The sequence below is a fragment of the Acinetobacter brisouii genome (assembly GCF_008993995.1).
Taxonomy (GTDB): Bacteria; Pseudomonadota; Gammaproteobacteria; order Pseudomonadales; family Moraxellaceae; genus Acinetobacter; species Acinetobacter brisouii_A.
This window is the reverse complement of the sequence record NZ_BKNN01000001.1, coordinates 134,214-153,801: the sequence shown is the minus strand read 5'-3', so window position 1 is coordinate 153,801 and position 19,588 is coordinate 134,214. Positions and strand designations below refer to the sequence as shown.

The 19,588-nt window shown below is 41.1% G+C and carries 20 protein-coding genes, 4 tRNA genes and 3 pseudogenes; 9 read left to right on the top strand and 18 right to left on the bottom strand.

Going from position 1 to position 19,588, the window contains the following annotated elements:
* Positions 1-154 precede the first annotated feature (154 nt).
* From GBN19_RS00865 to GBN19_RS00855, 3 genes are all read left to right on the top strand, one after another.
* Positions 155-820, top strand: coding sequence for a hypothetical protein (locus GBN19_RS00865; protein ID WP_151776811.1), 666 nt, complete (start codon positions 155-157; stop codon positions 818-820).
* 91 nt (positions 821-911) lie between these two features.
* The gene (locus GBN19_RS00860) at positions 912-1,622 is read left to right on the top strand and encodes a DUF3108 domain-containing protein (RefSeq protein WP_151708692.1); all 711 of its coding nucleotides are present in this window, start codon (positions 912-914) and stop codon (positions 1,620-1,622) included.
* Between the two features lie 94 nt (positions 1,623-1,716).
* A complete protein-coding gene (locus GBN19_RS00855) occupies positions 1,717-2,292 on the top strand; it encodes a xanthine phosphoribosyltransferase (protein WP_151708691.1) in 576 nt (191 codons plus the stop codon).
* Positions 2,293-2,386: 94 nt separating this feature from the next.
* Here GBN19_RS00855 and wrbA read toward each other — a convergent pair whose 3' ends face one another.
* Positions 2,387-2,977 carry an NAD(P)H:quinone oxidoreductase gene (wrbA, locus tag GBN19_RS00850; protein WP_151708690.1) on the bottom strand — a complete coding sequence of 197 codons (591 nt, stop codon included), beginning with the start codon at positions 2,975-2,977 and terminating at the stop codon, positions 2,387-2,389.
* A gap of 109 nt (positions 2,978-3,086) precedes the next feature.
* Between wrbA and GBN19_RS00845 the strand changes: the two genes are divergently transcribed.
* Complete coding sequence (locus GBN19_RS00845; RefSeq protein WP_151708689.1) at positions 3,087-4,367, top strand: YhjD/YihY/BrkB family envelope integrity protein; 1,281 nt, start codon at positions 3,087-3,089, stop codon at positions 4,365-4,367.
* Between the two features lie 30 nt (positions 4,368-4,397).
* Here GBN19_RS00845 and GBN19_RS00840 read toward each other — a convergent pair.
* Positions 4,398-5,054, bottom strand: a pseudogene (locus GBN19_RS00840) (fumarylacetoacetate hydrolase family protein); the annotation flags it as partial.
* 15 nt (positions 5,055-5,069) lie between these two features.
* Positions 5,070-5,567: a YcxB family protein gene (locus GBN19_RS00835; protein ID WP_151708687.1), complete on the bottom strand. Its 498-nt coding sequence runs from the start codon at positions 5,565-5,567 to the stop codon at positions 5,070-5,072.
* Between the two features lie 290 nt (positions 5,568-5,857).
* Between GBN19_RS00835 and GBN19_RS00830 the strand changes: the two are divergent.
* Positions 5,858-5,941, top strand: a pseudogene (locus GBN19_RS00830) (nitroreductase family protein); the annotation flags it as partial.
* Positions 5,942-6,008: 67 nt separating this feature from the next.
* On the opposite strand, the gene GBN19_RS00825 reads toward GBN19_RS00830, so the two are convergent.
* The 5 genes and pseudogenes from GBN19_RS00825 to GBN19_RS00805 form a co-directional block, all read right to left on the bottom strand.
* Positions 6,009-6,085 (bottom strand) — tRNA-Arg (locus GBN19_RS00825).
* Positions 6,086-6,204: 119 nt separating this feature from the next.
* Positions 6,205-6,795 (bottom strand): annotated as a pseudogene (locus tag GBN19_RS00820) (HAD-IB family hydrolase).
* Between the two features lie 75 nt (positions 6,796-6,870).
* Positions 6,871-6,947: transfer RNA gene (locus tag GBN19_RS00815), tRNA-Arg, on the bottom strand.
* 51 nt (positions 6,948-6,998) lie between these two features.
* Positions 6,999-7,075: transfer RNA gene (locus GBN19_RS00810), tRNA-Arg, on the bottom strand.
* Positions 7,076-7,084: 9 nt separating this feature from the next.
* A tRNA-Ser gene (locus tag GBN19_RS00805) sits at positions 7,085-7,174 on the bottom strand.
* A gap of 266 nt (positions 7,175-7,440) precedes the next feature.
* On the opposite strand from GBN19_RS00805, the gene rnr reads away from it, so the two are divergent.
* The 4 genes from rnr to GBN19_RS00785 all read left to right on the top strand — a co-directional run bounded on the left by rnr (position 7,441) and on the right by GBN19_RS00785 (position 12,816).
* Positions 7,441-9,885 (top strand): ribonuclease R, encoded by a 2,445-nt coding sequence (gene rnr / locus GBN19_RS00800; RefSeq protein ID WP_151776809.1) that lies wholly within the window; start codon positions 7,441-7,443, stop codon positions 9,883-9,885.
* A 167-nt stretch (positions 9,886-10,052) separates the two neighbouring features.
* Positions 10,053-12,092 (top strand): M3 family metallopeptidase, encoded by a 2,040-nt coding sequence (locus GBN19_RS00795; protein WP_151776808.1) that lies wholly within the window; start codon positions 10,053-10,055, stop codon positions 12,090-12,092.
* Positions 12,093-12,136: 44 nt separating this feature from the next.
* On the top strand, positions 12,137-12,358 hold the full coding sequence (locus GBN19_RS00790) for a YheV family putative zinc ribbon protein (protein WP_151776807.1): 222 nt from the start codon (positions 12,137-12,139) through the stop codon (positions 12,356-12,358).
* 11 nt (positions 12,359-12,369) lie between these two features.
* On the top strand, positions 12,370-12,816 hold the full coding sequence (locus GBN19_RS00785; RefSeq protein WP_151776806.1) for a hypothetical protein: 447 nt from the start codon (positions 12,370-12,372) through the stop codon (positions 12,814-12,816).
* Positions 12,817-12,931: 115 nt separating this feature from the next.
* On the opposite strand, the gene GBN19_RS00780 is transcribed toward GBN19_RS00785, so the two are convergent.
* The 10 genes from GBN19_RS00780 to secY all read right to left on the bottom strand — a co-directional run bounded on the left by GBN19_RS00780 (position 12,932) and on the right by secY (position 19,581).
* Complete coding sequence (locus GBN19_RS00780) at positions 12,932-13,258, bottom strand: hypothetical protein (protein ID WP_228271181.1); 327 nt, start codon at positions 13,256-13,258, stop codon at positions 12,932-12,934.
* Between the two features lie 61 nt (positions 13,259-13,319).
* Positions 13,320-13,577: an FAD assembly factor SdhE gene (locus GBN19_RS00775; RefSeq protein WP_151708680.1), complete on the bottom strand. Its 258-nt coding sequence runs from the start codon at positions 13,575-13,577 to the stop codon at positions 13,320-13,322.
* A gap of 80 nt (positions 13,578-13,657) precedes the next feature.
* Positions 13,658-15,109 carry a flavin-containing monooxygenase gene (locus tag GBN19_RS00770; RefSeq protein WP_151776805.1) on the bottom strand — a complete coding sequence of 484 codons (1,452 nt, stop codon included), beginning with the start codon at positions 15,107-15,109 and terminating at the stop codon, positions 13,658-13,660.
* A gap of 102 nt (positions 15,110-15,211) precedes the next feature.
* Positions 15,212-15,577, bottom strand: coding sequence for a 50S ribosomal protein L17 (gene rplQ / locus GBN19_RS00765; protein WP_004754212.1), 366 nt, complete (start codon positions 15,575-15,577; stop codon positions 15,212-15,214).
* An 18-nt stretch (positions 15,578-15,595) separates the two neighbouring features.
* On the bottom strand, positions 15,596-16,603 hold the full coding sequence (locus GBN19_RS00760) for a DNA-directed RNA polymerase subunit alpha (RefSeq protein WP_004754213.1): 1,008 nt from the start codon (positions 16,601-16,603) through the stop codon (positions 15,596-15,598).
* A gap of 18 nt (positions 16,604-16,621) precedes the next feature.
* On the bottom strand, positions 16,622-17,245 hold the full coding sequence (gene rpsD, locus GBN19_RS00755) for a 30S ribosomal protein S4 (protein WP_111895265.1): 624 nt from the start codon (positions 17,243-17,245) through the stop codon (positions 16,622-16,624).
* Between the two features lie 12 nt (positions 17,246-17,257).
* A complete protein-coding gene (gene rpsK / locus GBN19_RS00750; protein WP_001040166.1) occupies positions 17,258-17,644 on the bottom strand; it encodes a 30S ribosomal protein S11 in 387 nt (128 codons plus the stop codon).
* A gap of 19 nt (positions 17,645-17,663) precedes the next feature.
* Positions 17,664-18,020, bottom strand: coding sequence for a 30S ribosomal protein S13 (gene rpsM / locus GBN19_RS00745; RefSeq protein WP_045792481.1), 357 nt, complete (start codon positions 18,018-18,020; stop codon positions 17,664-17,666).
* 110 nt (positions 18,021-18,130) lie between these two features.
* Complete coding sequence (rpmJ, locus tag GBN19_RS00740) at positions 18,131-18,247, bottom strand: 50S ribosomal protein L36 (RefSeq protein WP_000867907.1); 117 nt, start codon at positions 18,245-18,247, stop codon at positions 18,131-18,133.
* A gap of 20 nt (positions 18,248-18,267) precedes the next feature.
* Positions 18,268-19,581, bottom strand: a complete 1,314-nt coding sequence (secY, locus tag GBN19_RS00735) for a preprotein translocase subunit SecY (protein ID WP_171492547.1) — start codon at positions 19,579-19,581, stop codon at positions 18,268-18,270.
* Between the last annotated feature and the right edge of the window lie 7 nt (positions 19,582-19,588).

Below are 19,588 nucleotides of genomic sequence, written 5' to 3'. Positions count from 1 at the left end.
GATTTTTTAGAGAAAAATGCTGTTTTATACTATTTTTGCAGCCGAATATAGCTGATCGACTTTGCAACAGCGAGTATAAAAAATAGATGTGAATTTTTCATCTTATTCAATAAGATTGCAACCCGTATAAAAAACTATTTTTTGGAAGCCATTTATGCAAACGCTCATTTCCAACATTTCTAAACGTATCTGCGAGGTATACCGCAAGGCTGGAGGATTTATTGAGGAAGAGCGTGAATTTGCATTATCGCAAGTATTTCTAAACGCAACTTTCAAACGTTTTGTGACCGATAACGTGAAAATTTTGCAGGACTTACATGCCGATGTACATGATGACTGGCTACGTTTGTATGCCACACTTGACGTTCAAGGCTTGTATACCACTTTATCTGTTGACCTAAAATTATTACAAATGGAACTCAACAAAGATACCCAACTCTTGGTCTTTGAACAAATTAGCCAAACTCAAGTCATTGAAGCCAAGTATAAAAATGTTTTCCAAAAAATAGCCGTTAAATTCGCCCTATTCTTTTATCAAAAAGTTTTAGACAAAGACCCACTTGGTACAATTTTACAGCGTTTTAATGTGCTTGATGTCAAAGATGATCTGTTATATCTCGACCTGAATCGCTGGCTCGGTAAAAATCCATCTATTATTGAAACTTTAGCCAAAGTTCACGTCAATCATGCGGTATTACGTGAAGCTGAACTGGTGGTTTTGGGCAATGTCAATTTAGAAGCGCTTTTTAAGAAAACTTCAGAGGAGTCAACATTAACCGATCCTGTGGATACAACAAAAGACGCTGAAAAAAGCACATAATATGATAGATCTCATACAAAATATATGTATGCATTCACATTTCATCGATTAATCTATGTCACGATAAAATATAAATATTGTAGGAATGATTATGCTTAAACAACGAATCCCTGCACGCTCTTTGGGCGTTGCTGTTCTTTTGCTTGGCGCTGTCGCAATTTCTTCAGAAGCTATGGCACTCAGCCCGTTTCAGGCAACTTACCAGTTTTCCTATAACGGTAAAAACATGGGTTCAGCAACCCGTAGTTTAAAACAAAATGGCAATAACTGGACTTATGTCTTTGCAGCAAAGGCCGGCATTTTAGCTTCTGCCACCGAAACCAGTCACTTTTCCCTCATCGGCAATAATGTGGTTTCCAATAGTTTTAGCCGCAATGCCAGTTATATTGGCTTGTCTGATACGCTTAAAATCAACTTTAATCCTGCCGCCAAAACCATTACCACCAACCGCAAAGGCAAAGCACGTTCGTTTGCATGGAAAACAGGCGCTTTGGATGAACTCAATGCTGAAATCCAAATCCGTGAAGATTTACAAAAATCAGGGCTTAAAAACAGTTATTTGCTGACTGATGCCAAAGGGGTAGATGCTCGTCGTTTTATTAAACTGGGGAATGAAAACCTTGTTACTCCTTATGGCACACTCAGTACCATTAAAGTCAAACTCGAACACGGCAAAGCCGAACGTAATACCATTTTCTGGTTAGCGCCTAAACTTGACTACTTACCTGTCAAAGTTGCCCATAATGATGGTAGCAGTTCTTATGGTATTTTGCTCACAGGCTATCAAGGACCAACCAAATAAACGCATTTTTGCAATTTTGACTTGCAATTTTTCGGATGCTTTTTAAAATACGCCTTTGCTTAAAAAAGCATCCGTTCCTTAGAGGTTCCTCCCTGTGCAAGCACTAGAACAGAAAATCTTAAGTGAAGGTATCGTTCTATCTGATCAAGTTCTGAAAGTAGATGCTTTCTTAAATCACCAAATCGATCCTGTCTTGATGCAGCAAATTGGACATGAATTTGCTGTACGCTTTAAAGATCAAGGTATTACCAAAATCATTACCATTGAAGCTTCAGGTATTGCACCTGCGGTAATGGCAGGTTTAGAACTTGGTGTTCCCGTCATTTTTGCGCGTAAACATCAGTCTTTAACCCTAAAAAATGATTTGTACGAATCAAAAGTCTATTCATTTACCAAGCAAACCACCAGCACCATTACGATTTCAAACAAGTACTTACATGCGACTGATAAAGTCCTTGTGATTGATGATTTCTTGGCAAATGGTCAAGCCGCGTTAGGTTTAATTGATTTAGTCCATCAAGCTCAAGCTGAAGTGGTTGGTTTGGGTATTGTGATTGAAAAATCATTCCAAACAGGTCGTCAACTCTTGCTTGAAAAAGGCTACCGCGTTGAATCGCTCGCACGTGTCGAGTCGTTAAATGATGGTCAGGTGACTTTCGTTAGAGATTAAATAAAAAAGAGCGATTGATTCGCTCTTTTTTTTTGGAGCATTTGGTCGATGAATTGGAATGCTTGCCCAGTCATCGACCTAAAAATCAATCTTGTTATTGCAATTTCAATGCGACTTCACCCAAACGTTTACCCTGTTCAATACACAACGCTTTTTCTTCTGCGCTTAAACCTTGATCATGACGTGAACCACTGACATGACTTGCCCCATACGGCGTTCCGCCTGATTTAGTATTGGACAATGCAGGATGTGCATTGGTTAAACCTAAAATCATCATGCCGTGGTGAAATAAAGGCGGCAACATACTAAGCAAAGTACTTTCCTGTCCGCCATGCATCGAACCCGATGACGTAAAGACACAAGCAGGTTTGTTATGTAAAGCACCACTCAGCCATAAGGTCGTAGTCTGATCCCAAAAGTATTTCATCTCGCTCGCCATGTTACCAAAGCGCGTTGGCGAACCTAGTGCTAAACCTGCACAGCCTGCCAAATCCTCTAAACTACAGTAAATATCGCCTTCTTCAGGAATACTTGGCGCAGCGACTTCTACCGCCGTGGTCAATTGTGGAACGGTACGAATTTTGACGGACATCCCTGCTGCTTCAATACCATCGGCAATCAAGTGTGCCATTTCTTTGGTTGAGCCATATTTGCTGTAATACAGTACGAGAATATAGGTTTGCATTGCTCTTGAAATACAATAAAAAAGAAAACTATACGGTATTTTGTCGTTTTTTTGGGTAGCCTTAGAGAAATATTACATAAATTCTCATCAAAAAAATTAGGGCTAGGTTATGCAAAAACTTCTGACACGCCTGCCATTTTATGAAAAAAAATGGTTTCAGTTTCTTTTATTTACAATCAATCGGTTTGAGAATGATCGTTGTCGTGACAAAGCCGCTTCACTGACTTACACCACGTTATTTGCTGTCGTACCCATGCTAACAGTGTTTTTAGTCATTATTTCTTCGATTAAAGCGCTAGAACCTGCACGTCAGCAAGTACAGCATCTCATCTATACCAATCTATTACCTAAAAGCAGCATCGCCTTTGATCAGGCCTTGAACTCGTTTACGGACAAGTCCAGTAACCTGACTGTGATCGGAATTTTATTTTTATTCCTCACTTCAGTGATGATGCTCACTAGTGTTGAGGAAGCTTTTAATCGTATTTGGCGAGTCAAGCAACAGCGTGGTGGAATTATTGGTTTTATGCGCTATTGGACCATTATTTCTTTAGGTCCAATTTTGTTAGGTAGTGCATTTGTAATTTCATCAACTGTCGCTTCCCTGAATATCTTGAGCAATAATTTTGTTGGTTATCAAATCGATGGTACGATATTTCTAGGATTTATTTCTTATATTCTGATTATTCTTGGTTTTTTTATTATTTATTGGACAATCCCAAACCGATCTGTACCGATTAAAGCCGCTGCAATTGCAGGCATTTTGAGTGGTTCAATTTTTCAGTTACTCAAAAGCTTTTTTGGTTTCATGATGGCAAATTTTACTAGCTATGAACTGGTCTATGGTGCATTTGCCGCGGTTCCTATTTTTCTATTATGGATTTATTTATCATGGAATATCGTCTTATTAGGCGTCGAGGTCAGTTTCGCTCTCACCTCTTTTAGTACAGGCAACCGCCAAAAACGTCACCCTGTGATTATGCTGCTTGATATTTTAGATTTATTTTATAAAAAACAGAAACTAGGTGAAACAGTCAACGATGAGGAAGCCCTCAAAATCTTAGGTCGTGGCGAAGTGGGACGTTGGCCTGCTTATGTTGAATTGCTTGAACGTCAACACTTGATTAAACGCACCGATGGGGATGAATATGCGCTGATTCGCAACTTGTCTCAGGTTGATTTTTGGAGCTTCTATAACACCTTACCGTTTACCTTACCACTGCGCCGTGATGTTTGTAATATTCATGATGATGATCAATGGATGCAAGCACTTGAGCCTTTACTCAATGATGCCGATGATTATCTAAAAAGTCATTTATCTATTCCTTTAGCCCATTTATTTGATCATCGAACCGCATTGAGCACTATTCCATATCAAAAAACCGAGTGATCACACTCGGTTTTTTGACCTCAGAACAGCTTAGGCTTTTACAAAAGTTGTCCAAACAAAATCTTGGCTTTGACCTTTTAAAGTCATTTTAAGTTGATCGCCTGCTGCTAATGCTGCCACTCCTGCTGGTGTGCCCGTCATCACCACATCACCCGCTTCGATGGTAAATGCCTGACTCATATCACACAGCATTTCAGCAATTGGGAACAGTAACAATGCCGTATCACCAGACTGACGAATCGCATCATTCACTTCAAGTGTGTAGTGAACATGTTTCCAGTCTTCAATTTCACTGACATCAACCCAGTCAGCAAGCACACAAGCGCCATCGAAAGATTTAGCACGTTCCCAAGGCTGACCTTTATTTTTCAATTCAGTTTGCAAATCACGCAAGGTTAAATCTAGTCCCAATGTCACCGCACCAATTGCTGCAAGTGCTTTTGCAGGATCAGTTTCAGCCTTCAAGGTTTGGTCGATACGCAAAGTTAGCTCACATTCATGGTGGCAGCTACCGAGTGCCGAATTCCATGAAATACCATCATCTAAACCAATTAAACTGCTCGAAGGCTTAATAAATAGCACTGGACGATCTGGAACGGCATTACCAAGTTCTTTGGCATGATCCGCATAACTACGACCCACACACACGATCTTATTTGGACGAACACTCATACGACTTCCTTTGTTCTCTTGATGATTCGATTATTTTTTGAAACTATGCTCAAAAAGACGCTGTTCATCAGGCTGCGCAAAGGCACGTTTTGGTACGATCAGTACACTACGTGTTTTCAGTTCCAACATATACGTCAGTTTGCCTTGGGCAAAATTCTGCACTTCACTGTATGGATACTGCTGCTTGCGCCCACCCGAATACAATTCAAAATAATGCTGATAAAGATCAATACCCTGCTCGCTTTTCGCTGCCTGATATTTAACGAACTGACGTCTAAAAAGCATTGGTAATAACCAATAACGCATCGCAATTTGCAATACTAAAAAGAACACCCCTAAACCCACATAGTAACGACCTACACCAGAAAAACCGATATAAAAGCCATAGACAATAATTCCTAGACTAATTAGTGGTGTAAGAAAACGGGTAATTTGTTTTTTACCAAAAGTTGCAAGCCCAAAGCCGTCCTGTGATTCTTCTAAATTTAGGGCGTAACGCAAAGATAGGGCAGGTTTTTGATCTGTCATAACATGCTGCAAATACTCAAAAAAGTATCGCTATTAGACCACAATCATCTTGGCTTTTAAAATCAATCTCTGTGCTATTTTGCAACAGTATCCACATCGTTGCATAAATAAAATAGTAGTCCATCAATTTAAAACTATAAAATAACTTTTATGTACGGCATATTTTAGAAATAATTTTATGTCTTTCTTTGAAAAATTGTTTGGTTTAAAAAACCAACCCGTCGAATCTTGAGTTGAAACTGCACCAGTTTCTTTCTTAGAAATTATGGAGAAAATTCGTTCTATTTATGCGATTGGCATTTGGCTCAATTGAAGCGGAAGCAGGCGAAAAAACATTGATGGATGATGCAGCACGCTTTAAAACATTTGCATAAAGCAACCATAAAATACAGGCACAAAAAAACCGCATTTAATCTGCGGTTTTTTCAATCTTGATCAAGTTGGTGCGCTCAGAGAGATTCGAACTCCCGACCCCTTAGTTCGTAGCCAAGTGCTCTATCCAGCTGAGCTATGAGCGCATTGTCTTGATGGATGGGCATTATACGCACTTTTAAAAAAATGCCTAGCCTTTTTTCAAAAATTAATAGCGAATGAATAGTTATTAAGCGAAATCAGACTTCCTTGCTTAAAAATAAATCTAGATTTCTTGCCACTGATAAAACTTATAATCTGCCAATGCCAGCATGGCATGATCATTTGGACTATCGCCATACGCATAGATTGCATCAAAGTCGCTGAGTTTATATTTCTGCTGTACGCGATTGGCTTTTTCTACATAACCACAATCACCTTGCTGTAACTCTCCAGTATAGCGTCCCGCCCGAACTTCAAGCTGATTACAAATCAAGTCAATGCCCTGCTGCTGACACCAGTCTTTTAAATACACATTTAAAGAAGACGACACCACGACGACCTGATCGCCCTGCTGTTGATGTCAAGCAATTCGCTGTTTGGCATGCTCATGCAGCAAATTCGGCAAAATCGTTTTTGAAAATTGTAAGCCTTGCTGTTCCAGTTTGTTAACAGGGTAATTTTTATAGGCAACTCGACATAATCTCATTCCAATTTGCTGATCGCTAACATATCCCGCTCGAAATGCCATAAACCACGGCGCAGCCCGAAAACCACCGAAGAACAGTTTGCGATAAGACAATGAATATTTTAAAAATTGAGCAAAACTGTCGGTATGGGTAATGGTATGATCAAAATCAAAAAGTGCGAGATTCATATTGTTATATCTACGATTTATTTTTATAAATTTCAGGCATAAAAAAACCGCTTTAAAAGCGGTATTTTATCAAGTTGGTGCGCTCAGAGAGATTCGAACTCCCGACCCCTTAGTTCGTAGCCAAGTGCTCTATCCAGCTGAGCTATGAGCGCATATACTTGTGTGCCTATATCGGCGTGTTACGTCTGCCTGTTTAATTTACTTGGTGCGCTCAGAGAGATTCGAACTCCCGACCCCTTAGTTCGTAGCCAAGTGCTCTATCCAGCTGAGCTATGAGCGCGTAAGTAAATGGCGGTGAGAGAGGGATTCGAACCCTCGATACAGTTGCCCGTATGCGTCCTTAGCAGGGACGTGGTTTCAGCCACTCACCCATCTCACCGTAACAGGACGCAATAATACAAACTAAAATGCAGCTCAGCAAGTAAAGTTTTTGTTTTTTTCATCTTTTTTGATTCAATCATCTATTTTTTAAACAATTTCCGCATTTTAGCTGATTTTTTAGGCGATTTTATTGCTACCATAATCACATGCATCTCCTATACGCATAAAAAACTGACACTTCAACACATTATTGCAATGAATTACGTGCAGTCTATTTCTGCATGACTTATGCTAAACCTATCTGCTGATAAGAAGCCACACAATATGATGAAAAACTGGGTCGATCCTGAAGCCAAAGCGGAAGCGGAGCGTTATGACAATCCAATTCCTAGCCGTACTCTCATTTTAACCAGCCTCGAAAAACTTGAAACACCTCAATCACATGCTGAACTAGTTGATCATTTCAATTTACAAGATCAAAAAAGCATTGAAGCACTGAGCCATCGTCTGAGTGCTATGGTACGAGATGGTCAATTGGGCAAGGATGGCTTGAAGTTTCAACTCATGACCGACCAGCCAACGCATGAAGCGACAGTTTATATCAACAGTAAAGGACTCGGCTCAGCACATATCGATGGTCAAGATGATTTGTTACTACCAGAGCGCGAATTGCGTTTGGTATTCAACGGCGATCGCGTCAAAGTCCGTCAAACTTCGGTCGATCGCAAAGGTAAAGCTTGGGGACATATTGCTGAAGTTGTACAACACCGCGTCAAACAGGTGATTGGTAAATTGGCAGAACATGAAGGTGAATACTTTATTCAGCCAAGTACACCCAACAGCCATCAGCCGATTACGCTCGAAAAACAACTGATCGAACATGCTCAAGCCAAAGTTGGTGACAGTTTACGTGTGGCAATTGATGATTATCCAACTCGTGAAGAGTTTGCGACAGGACATATTGTTCAGTCGATGGCAGACAAAGCCAACACAGAAATCATTATTCCGCAAACTATTTTAGAGTTTGGTTTGCCGTATGAATTTCCTGAAGAAGTGGTTAAAGAAGCTGAAAGCTTTAAGGAGCCTTCAGCCAAAGATATTCAAGGACGTGTTGATTTACGTGATTTGGCGCTTGTTACCATTGATGGTGAAGATGCTCGCGACTTTGATGATGCCGTCTATGCGGAAAAACGTTCGGGCGGTGGCTACCGTGTCGTGGTGGCAATTGCTGATGTCAGTCATTATGTGCGTTTAGAACAGCCTTTAGATAATGAAGCACAAGAGCGTGGAACTTCGGTGTATTTTCCACACTTTGTCTTGCCGATGTTGCCTGAAGCCCTCTCCAATGGTTTGTGCTCGCTAAACCCACACGTTGACCGCTTATGTATGGTCTGCGATTTGAAATTATCGCGTGCAGGTCGAGTGACTGGCTTTGAGTTTTATCCTTCAGTGATGCATTCCAAAGCCCGTTTGACTTATGACCAAGTCGGAAAATATTTGGAAGGTGACTCTCAAGCCATTCCTGAAGACCGTGAAATTCGTAAGTCGATCAATATCTTGTTTCAACTCTATCAAACGTTAAAAGGCTTGCGTGCTGAACGTCATGCCATGGAGTTTGAGACGGTTGAAACTTATATGACGTTTGATGAGTTGGGCGGTATTAAAGAAATTTTGCCTCGCACCCGTAACGATGCTCACAAACTGATTGAAGAATGCATGTTGCTCGCCAACGTTGCAGCCGCAGAATACGCTTTAGAACATGATATTCCAATGCTGTACCGTGTGCATGAAGCCCCTGAGTTCTCACGCATTCAAAAGGTTCGTGATTTTGTGAAACTGTTGAATTTAGGCATTCCATTCCCTGAACAACCAACACAAGCCGATTATCAAAAAGTCATTGAAGCGACCAAAGACCGTATTGATGCAGCCAGCATTCATGCAGTGTTGTTACGCTCAATGATGCAAGCATTCTACAGCGCAAAAAATGCAGGACATTACGGTCTGGCTTATGAAGCGTATACCCACTTCACCTCTCCGATTCGTCGTTACCCTGACTTGCTCTTGCACCGTGCCATCAAAGCGCATTTAGACAACAAGAAACCTGTGCTTTCAGGTGCAGCACTCGATGATGCGGGTGAGCATTTCTCGCAAACCGAACGTCGTGCCGATGAAGCATCACGTAGCGTTACGACTTGGTTAAAATGCCACTATATGCAACAGCATTTGGGTGATGAATTTGTCGGTACCATCAGTGCTGTGGCTGAGTTTGGTTTATTTGTCACACTCAAAGATTTGTATGTCGATGGCATGATTCATATTAGCCAACTTGGTGATGACTTCTTTGTCTATGACCCTGCTAGCCAAACACTGATTGGGCAAAATCGTGGTCAGATCTTTGGTTTAGGCGATGAGTTGAATATTAAAGTCGCTGGCGTAAATCTTGAAGAACGAAAAATTGACTTTGAATTACTCAAACAGATCAGTCATGCAGGTCGAGCCATTCGCAGTCGTGCACCACGTGCGAGTAGCAAACCTACACTGCGTGAGCAAGTCTTCAATCAGCCAGACGTTGCAGCACCTCCTGCTGAGCCACAAGAAGCGGGTGAAAAACCTGTCCGTAAGAAAAAGGACAAAAATAAACCGAGTTCTTATGGCAAAAAAACAGCAAAAAAATCGACAGTGAAAGCTGAATCGAAAAGCAAAGACAAAGCCAAGAAAAAAGACAAAGTGAAAAAGAAAAAATCCAATGCCAAAACTCGGCAGGATTGATTCAACATCAAGTAAAAGAGCTTCGGCTCTTTTACTTTTTCTATCTCTTCTATTCCAATTCAATGAGAAAAGCACCGTTTCATTTAAGAACCTCATCCATTACCCTTGATTTCTGTCACTTTAAGCCTTAAATCTACAAATAACGTTTATATTTTTTGGCATACAGAATGACATTACAACAAGCAACGCTTCCTACTCCCCAGTTTGATCAAATTCAACTCGATCAATTAAAAGAGCAAATTCAGCAACAAATCCAAGCAGGATTAAAGTTTCTTACTGAACTGACTCAAGCTCCAACTGATTTTGCTACTCAAACTCAAGTGCTTGAGCAAATGGATACCCTTGAAAATAATATGAGTGAGTCATGGGGAGTCTTGGCCCATTTAAATTCAGTTATGAGCAATGCCGTAACGCGTGAAGTTTATCAGTCACTACTACCTCTCCTCAGTGAATACTATACACAACTTGGTCAACATACGGCGCTGTATCAGACTTACCAGCATCTTCATGATGGTCCGGAATTTTCAACGTTAACCCCTGCACAGCAAAGTGCGATTCGCCTTGCATTACGTGACTTTAAACTTTCAGGTGTGGCACTTGAAGGTGCAGCCAAACAGCGCTATGCAGAAATTTCTGCGCGTTTGTCTCAATTGTCTTCAGACTTTTCAAATCATGTCTTAGATGCTACACAAGCCTACTTTAAACCCCTCGAAGAGACTCAATTACAAGGTTTACCCGAAAGTAGTGTTGCCCTGTTAAAACAATATGGTCAGCAACGTGAGCTAGAACAAGCGGTTGCTACACTGGATTTTCCATCTTACTTGGCAATTATGACCTATGCCCAAGACCGCACTTTACGTGAGGAACTGTATAAAGCCTACACCACTCGTGCTTCCGAGCAGTCTCAGCATACTGAATTTGATAATTCAGAGGTTATGCAGGAAATCTTGAGTTTACGTCAGGAAATGGCGCAGCTAATTGGTTTTGACAACTACGCTGAATATTCACTTGCCAGCAAAATGGCGCCGAATGTCGCGACTGTTTTTGAATTTCTCAATGAACTGGCTGAACATGCTCGCACGCCTGCCTTACAAGAAATTGCCGAGTTAAAAGCCATTGCCGCACAAGATGGGATTGATGAATTACAACCTTGGGACAGTAGCTTCTATTCAGAAAAACTTAAACAGCAACAATTTAACCTGTCACAAGAAGCCTTAAAACCGTATTTCCCTGCACCCAAAGTCGTGCAAGGTTTATTTGAAATTGTACATCGTTTATATGGCATTCAAATTCAAGAACGTGCCGCACCTGTATGGCAGCCTGATGTGCGTTACTTTGAAATTGAAGATCAAGGACAAGTACTCGGTGGTTTCTATTTAGATTTATATGCACGCCATGGCAAACGTGGTGGTGCATGGATGAGTGGCTTCCGCTCACGTATGCAAACCGCACTGTCCCTACAAAAACCAATCTGCTATATGGTCTGTAACTTTACTCCACCTGTAGGCGATCAACCTGCCCTGTTGACACATGATGAAGTCACGACCTTATTCCATGAATTTGGACATGGCTTACATCACCTCCTGACCGAAGTCGACAATATTTCAGTGGCAGGAACACATGGTGTTGCATGGGATGCCGTAGAACTTCCAAGTCAATTTATGGAATTTTGGACATGGGATAAAGCTAGTCTAGACCTGATCAGTGAACACATTGAAACCAAGCAGACCTTACCGCAAGATTTACTCAATGCCCTACTCGATGCGCGTTTCTTCCAGTCTGGCATGCAAACCTTACGTCAGCTTGAATTTGCCTTGTTTGACCTCGAAATCCATCAGCATATACCTGCACTCAACACCGCTCAGATCCAAGACACTTTAGACCAAATTCGTCAGCGTATTTCTGTTTTACCAACCACAGCATATAACCGCTTCCAGCATAGTTTTAGCCATATTTTCGCAGGGGGATATGCAGCAGGTTACTATTCTTACAAATGGGCAGAGGTTTTAGCCAGTGATGCGTTTGATCGCTTTGAAAATGAAGGAATTTTCAACACAGACACTGGACATGAGTTCCGTAAAGCAATTTTAGCAGTCGGCGGTAAAGACACTGCACTTGATGCTTTTGTACATTTTCGTGGTCGTGAGCCTAAAATTGATGCGTTATTACGTCATCAGGGTTGGACGAAAGCGCCTAAAAACGCTTAAACTATGCGCTTAAAATTCATGATTCATGGTATAGGTATCATCTTATGAAAAAACGATTCATTGCAGGTGCAAAATGTCCAAAATGTGAAGCGTTAGATCGTGTGGTGATGCTCACTGAAAATGATCATGAATGGATTGAATGTATTGAATGTGGCTACAGTGAAAATCGACCAACACATGTCGAGGAGCCTGAAACTCCAGTTGTAGCAGATGAGGTGGGTGTTATTCAATTTCGCCCACGTCACGCCACTCCGTCAAACCATTAATTGACACGATTATGAAAACTAATAAATCAAATTCTTTCTTACTTTGGATTATTGTTGGCGTTCTTTTTGCCATTTGTTTAGCTGTATTTGTTTGGCAATCATGGTTTGTGACTGCTCCTACAACCAAAATACCTGCCACTGCACAACATAAAACACAAGCTCCTCCTATGGCACAACCTGTTGCATCATCTGAACCAATAACAACAGCTTCAGAACCTAAAACAACTCAACCAACGAAAAATTTGGTTGATGATAGCGTACTGAAACAGCCCGTACCTGAAAATCCATCTTTAGCAAAAGAAGAAGTATCCAAACTTGAAGATATTCAAAAGCAATTGAAACATCAAGAAGCGACTCTAAAAGCCCAACATAGTGATTCTGATAAATTAATCAGACTCAAACAAGAAGAAATTAAGCTTCTTGAACAACAACTTGCTGAGCAACAAAAAGCGCAGTAATAATAAAAAAAAGCAGCACAATCACGGTTCTGTATTATGCTGCTTGTCAAAGGTAAAGCTTGTAGAGTACAGCATAGTTCGGAACTTCAGTTTAAACATTCGCCCAAATCTATTTTTATTTGGTCATTTCGGTCAATTGCGGACGGTATAGCTTGGCCAAAATTTTCAGTTGTTTCCATTTTTGCAAGCTAAGCTGATCACACCAAATGACGCATGGCGGCTGTTCTTCTTGCCAGAACAGCACAATATATATGCCATGATCAACCAATCGAATTAAGTGTAATTGTTGATGATCGACAGTCCACAACTCAGATTCAAGTTGTGCAAGCACAGTAATATTCTGTTGTTTTAGTCGAAACCAAATCCAAGCCAAACTCGCCAGCAGAATCATTAATAAAACCAAATACCATGGCAATGCAGAATAACTCAGTATAAGCAACACGACATAGCACACAAATTGAAAAAACCAAGCAATCTTGCTTGGTTTTAACTGAAAACTTAGATTATTGATGGACATAATGCTTCAGTTTCACAATCAAATTTTTAATTTCAGGGCGTGGAGGTTCACCCACTTCCATAAACCAGTCCAGTAAATCAGGATCTTCCTGATCAACCAACTCAGCAAATAAAGCTTTTTCTTCAGGGCTTGCTTGCAAATAATATTGTCGAACATAGGGGTCAAAATATACATCAATTTCTTTTAATCCACGACGTGCACGGTAGATGACTTTACGTTCTTCTAAACTAATATCGTCTGACATATTGATTTCCAGTCCCATTGTTATGGCAAGTAGTGTAACAAGAATTTAAAAAAACGAAATAGCTCAATTCAGGATTTTATTTAGTCACGAAAGCTTAAATTTTTATCGCGAAAACTTACGTACTTTAAGATAAATTTATCCAGTAAATAGTTATGAGAAATCCGCCAAGGCAAACGTTTTCCTTGCTTTGGCATAATATCGGTAGCCCGCTGCAAATAACCCGAAGACAATTTACCCATAATGCCTTGCTGAGTACGCTGTTGAACATCGGTGTGTGCAACCACTTCTTTATGATGATGTGTGTGCATATATTTAAGTAATCGGCATACATACTGCGCAGCGATATCCACTTTTAACGTCCACGATGCATTGCTATAACCCATCATCAAAGCAAAATTAGGAACATCACTCAGCAATACCCCCTGATACAGCATTTTTTCACCCAAATTCACAGGTTGATGATCAATTGTCAGTTGTAAACCACCCAACAACTGGATCTGTAAGCCTGTGGCAGAAATGATCAAATCAGCATCTAAATGCTCTCCTGACCTTAACTGAATCCCTGATGGGGTAAAATGATCAATATGATCCGTGACAATGCTTGCCTCACCCTCACGTAACACCTGAAATAAATCCCCTTCTGGAACGGCACATAAACGTTGATCCCAAGGAGAATAATTTGGAGTGAAATGTCGCATATCGACTTTGCCTTGCAATTCCTGCTCAACAGATTGCAGTAGCAAACGCTTCGTAAGCTTTGGCATGCTTTCAGCCATCTGAAAAATGATACGCTGCAACAAAATATTTCGACCACGAACAAAACGATAGGCCCATGTTGCTGAAAGATGCTGATGTAGCAATTGATAGGTTGAATCTTGAGCTGATATTTTAGCGACATAACTCGGAGAACGTTGTAATAAGGTGACATGTCGAGCACCTGATTTGGCTAACGCAGGGACAAGCGTGACTGCCGTTGCTCCACTACCGATGACAACCACTTTTTTATTTTGATAATTCAGGTCAGCTGGCCAGTGCTGAGGATGAATCAATTGACCCTGAAAATTGTCTTGCTGAGGAAAATTCGGTAAATAGCCCTGATCATAATTATAATAACCCGTACAGCTAATCATAAAACGTGCTTGCCAAATTTCAACTTGCTGCTTGTTATTTTCTACATGCAATCGCCAATATTTGCTCTGAGTATCGTAATTGGCTGCTTTGACCTGTTTTTCAAATTCGATCAAAGTAGACAAATTATAGTGATCTACGACTTCTTCTAAATAATCCTGAATAGATTGACCATCTGCTAAAGTCTGACTTTTTAACCACGGATAAAATTGATAACTCAACGTTGACATATCTGAATCAGATCGGATTCCTGGGTAGCGAAATAAATCCCAAGTTCCCCCAATATTTGAGCGGCGTTCTAAAATTTTAAAACTGAGCGTAGGGCATGACTGCTGCAAATGTACAGCTGCGCCAATTCCTGAAATTCCTGCTCCAATAATCAATACATCGACATGATGTTCCATTGGTAATATCATCTTGTGTTTTGAATTATTCTAACTGATTTCCCCATAAAAAAAGGTCGGTATAAACCGACCTTTTTCGAACAACTAAGTTCTTTTGCGAAATTATTTAACTTCGCGATCTACTAGCTCAACGTAAGCCATCGGCGCAGCATCACCTGCACGGAAGCCCGCTTTAAGAACACGTAGATAACCGCCGTTACGTTCTTTGTAACGAGGGCCAAGAACGGTAAATAATTTACCAACAGTTGCTGCATTACGAGTACGAGCAAACGCTAAACGGCGGTTTGCTACTGTATCGTTTTTAGCTAAAGTGATTAAAGGCTCAGCAACACGGCGAAGTTCTTTCGCTTTAGGCAAAGTTGTTTTAATTAACTCATGCTCTACTAAAGCATTTGTTAAGTTTTGGAACAACGCCTTACGATGGCTGCTTGTACGGCCTAATTTCACACCACTATTACGATGACGCATGGTGATAGTCCTACTTAATTAACGGCTACGATAGGCGAAACGATCGTCCATGCGTAAACTAGCTGGTGGCCAGTTTTCTAAACGCATGCCGAGTTGCAAGCCTTTCGAAGCTAAAACATCTTTAATCTCAGTCAACGATTTCTTACCTAGGTTAGGAGTTTTTAATAACTCAACCTCAGTACGTTGAACAAGATCACCAATGTAGTAAATATTTTCTGCCTTCAAACAGTTAGCAGAACGAACAGTAAGCTCGAGATCATCTACTGGACGAAGCAAAATTGGATCAACTTCTTCGCGAGGTTCTTGAGCAACAGGAGCTTGATCTTTCTGAAGATCAACAAAAATTGCAATTTGTTGTTGCAAGATTGTTGCCGCTTTGCGGATTGCTTCTTCAGGATCAACTGTACCGTTGGTTTCAAGATCAATGACCAGCTTATCAAGGTCAGTACGTTGTTCTACACGCGCATTTTCTACGGTGTAAGACACGCGCTTAATTGGGCTATAAGAAGCATCTAACTGCAAACGACCTACTGGACGTGTTTCACCTTCAGGGAAACGTGAGTCAGATGTTTCATAACCACGACCTTGAGACACTTTCAAACGCATTTTCAATGCGCCTGTAGCACTTAATGTGCCGATCAAATGCTCAGGATTCACCAATTCAACATTATGAGGTAAACGAAGGTCAGCAGCTGTTACGTCTCCTGGACCTTGTTTTTCTAATGTTAGGTAAGCTTCGTTTTGATCGAACAGCTTAATAGACAATCCTTTAAGGTTCAGCAAGAGCTCGACGATGTCCTGCTGCAAGCCTTCTAAAGTACTGTACTCGTGCTCGACACCTTCTATCTCTACTTCAACCACAGCAGCGCCAGGTAAAGAAGACAATAGAATGCGACGTAAAGCATTACCCAAAGTGTGACCAAAGCCACGCTCTAAAGGTTCCAGAATCACTTTTGCCGAGGTCCCGCTTGCCGCTTCGACCTTGATCGCTTGCGGAGTTAGAAACTCGTTTGCAGTACGCGTCATTTATTGCTACCTCAAGGATTATTTAGAATACAATTCTACAATCAAGCTTTCGTTGATTTCAGCAGGTAGATCTGAACGATCTGGTGCAGCTTTGAACGTACCTTCAAACTTAGAATGATCAATCTCAATCCAAGAAGGAATGCCACGTTGAGTAGCTAATTCAATTGCATTTTTGATACGCAATTGTTGTTTAGCACCTTCATGAACAGCAATAACATCACCAGCTTTAACTTGGATAGACGCGATGTTTACACGACGGCCATTCAAAGTGATAGAACGGTGAGATACTAACTGACGAGCTTCTGCACGTGTAGAACCAAAACCCATGCGATAAACTACGTTATCAAGGCGGCTTTCAAGCAATTTCAACAAGTTCTCACCTGTTGCACCTTTAACACGAGCTGCTTCTTTATAGTAATTACTAAATTGACGCTCTAACACACCGTACATACGACGTACTTTTTGTTTTTCACGTAATTGTAGTGAGTACTCAGATTGCTTTCCGCGAGCTTGGCCATGTTGACCAGGCGCTTTTGCATGCTTTTTAGTTTTGACGTCAAATGGTTTAACGCCAGATTTAAGTTGCAGGTCTGTCCCTTCGCGGCGAGAGAGTTTGCATTTTGGACCAATATAACGAGCCATGAATGTTTCTCCTTACACGCGACGTTTTTTAGGTGGACGGCAACCGTTGTGAGGGATTGGTGTCACATCGGTAATGCTGTTAATCTTATAACCCACTGCGCCTAATGCACGAACCGCAGACTCACGACCAGGACCAGGACCTTTTACAAGGACGTCCAGATTTTTCAAACCGTAATCCAAAGCTGCTTTACCAGCAACTTCAGCAGCTACCTGAGCAGCAAACGGAGTTGATTTACGTGAACCACGGAAGCCTTGTCCACCTGAGGTAGCCCAAGCCAATGCATTACCTTGACGATCGGTAATCGTTACAATGGTGTTATTAAAAGACGCGTGAATGTGTGCAACACCTTCAGAGACGGTACGAGTGACCTTCTTGCGTGTGCGAGTATCTTTAGCCATCTTTTAGCTTCCAGAAATCTTACTTTTTAATCGGTTTGCGCGGACCTTTACGGGTACGTGCGTTAGTTTTGGTGCGTTGACCGCGGACAGGCAAGCTACGACGATGACGAAGACCACGGTAGCAGCCTAAATCCATTAAACGTTTAATGTTCATGGAAATTTCGCGGCGCAAGTCACCTTCGGTAGGAACCTTAGCAACTTCTGCACGAATCGCATCAAGCTGAGCATCATCCAATTCACGTACTTTAGTTGTTGGAGCAATACCAACAGCAGCTAAGATATTCTTAGCAGTGTGGCGACCAACACCAAAAATGTAAGTGAGGGAGATAACAGCATGCTTGTTATCCGGAATGTTTACACCGGCAATACGAGCCATTCACTTTCTCCAAAAAGGCAGGTCGAGATAATCAACCGCCCCATCAAATTCTTGAGGGGCGGATAGTAACCCAATTCGCCTACTGAAATCAACAGGTCTTGATTATAAAATTAACCTTGACGCTGCTTATGACGAGGTTCAGCGCTACAAATCACGCGGATTACCCCATTACGACGGATAACTTTACAGCTACCACAAATTTTCTTTACAGAAGCCTGTACTTTCATGATGAAACCTCTAAGTGCGCTTATCCCTTCGGATGAGCAGTCGTTTTTCTCATAAGCGTTTGATTATCATATTGGTGTGAAGTCAAATGGGCTTGTAACTGCGCCATAAAATCCATCACAACAACAACAACAATCAGCAATGATGTTCCACCAATATTCACTGACATGCTAAAAGCACTTTGCAAAATCATTGGCATTAAACAAATTACTGTAATATATATTGCCCCAATAAAGGTCAAACGATTGAGAATATGATCTAAATAACGAGCAGTTTGCTCACCTGGGCGAATACCAGGCACATAAGCTCCGCTGCGTTTTAAGTTCTCTGCTACTTCTTTTGGACTAAATACAAGCGCCGTATAAAAATAACAGAAAAAGATAATTAACGCACCAAAGAGCACCAAATACAAAGTATGTCCAGGCGACAAAACAAGTGCCAAATCTTGCAGTGTACGCTTCACTACACCAGCATTTGGATCAGCACTTCCTACCCATTGCCCCAAACTTGCTGGGAACAACAACAATGAGCTTGCAAAAATTGCAGGAATCACCCCTGCCATATTAATTTTTAATGGCAAATGAGTTTGCTGAGCCGTAAAAATACGACGACCTTGCTGCTTTTGCGCATAGTTTACTGAAATACGACGTTGCGCTTTTTCAATAAATACGATTGCCACCAATACAGCAAGTGCAATCAAAGCAAAAACAACCAAACCGATTAGACTTACTTGACTATCTGCTGAGAAAAACTGCAAAACCATATTTGGAAGGTTTGCAACAATTCCTGCAAAAATAATCATTGAGATTCCATTACCAATACCACGTTCGGTAATTTGCTCTCCAAGCCACATCAAGAACATCGTACCCGCAACTAAAGAAGTTACAGCAGGTACATAAAATGCCAAGCCATTTGTCAAAGTGATTCCTTGACTAATTAAGCCTGCACACATTCCCGTTGCCTGAACAACAGCAAGTAGTAATGTGCCTTGACGCGTATACTGGTTAATTTTGCGCTTACCTTGCTCACCTTCTTTTTTCAAAGCTTCGAGCGAAGGGATTACTGTTGACATTAACTGCACAATAATAGATGCAGAAATGTATGGCATGATCCCTAAGGCAAGAATAGACATTCGTTGCAATGCCCCACCTGAAAACATGTTAAACAAACCAAGGATAGTCCCTTGGTTTGCATTAAAAAGTCGTTCAAGTGCAGCATTATTAATGCCTGGTACCGGAATATGCGATCCTAGTCGAAAGACCAACAATGCACAGATGAGAAAAATCATCCGACGAATAATTTCACGGTATTTCACATGAAATGGTTGGCCTTTCATCATGTTG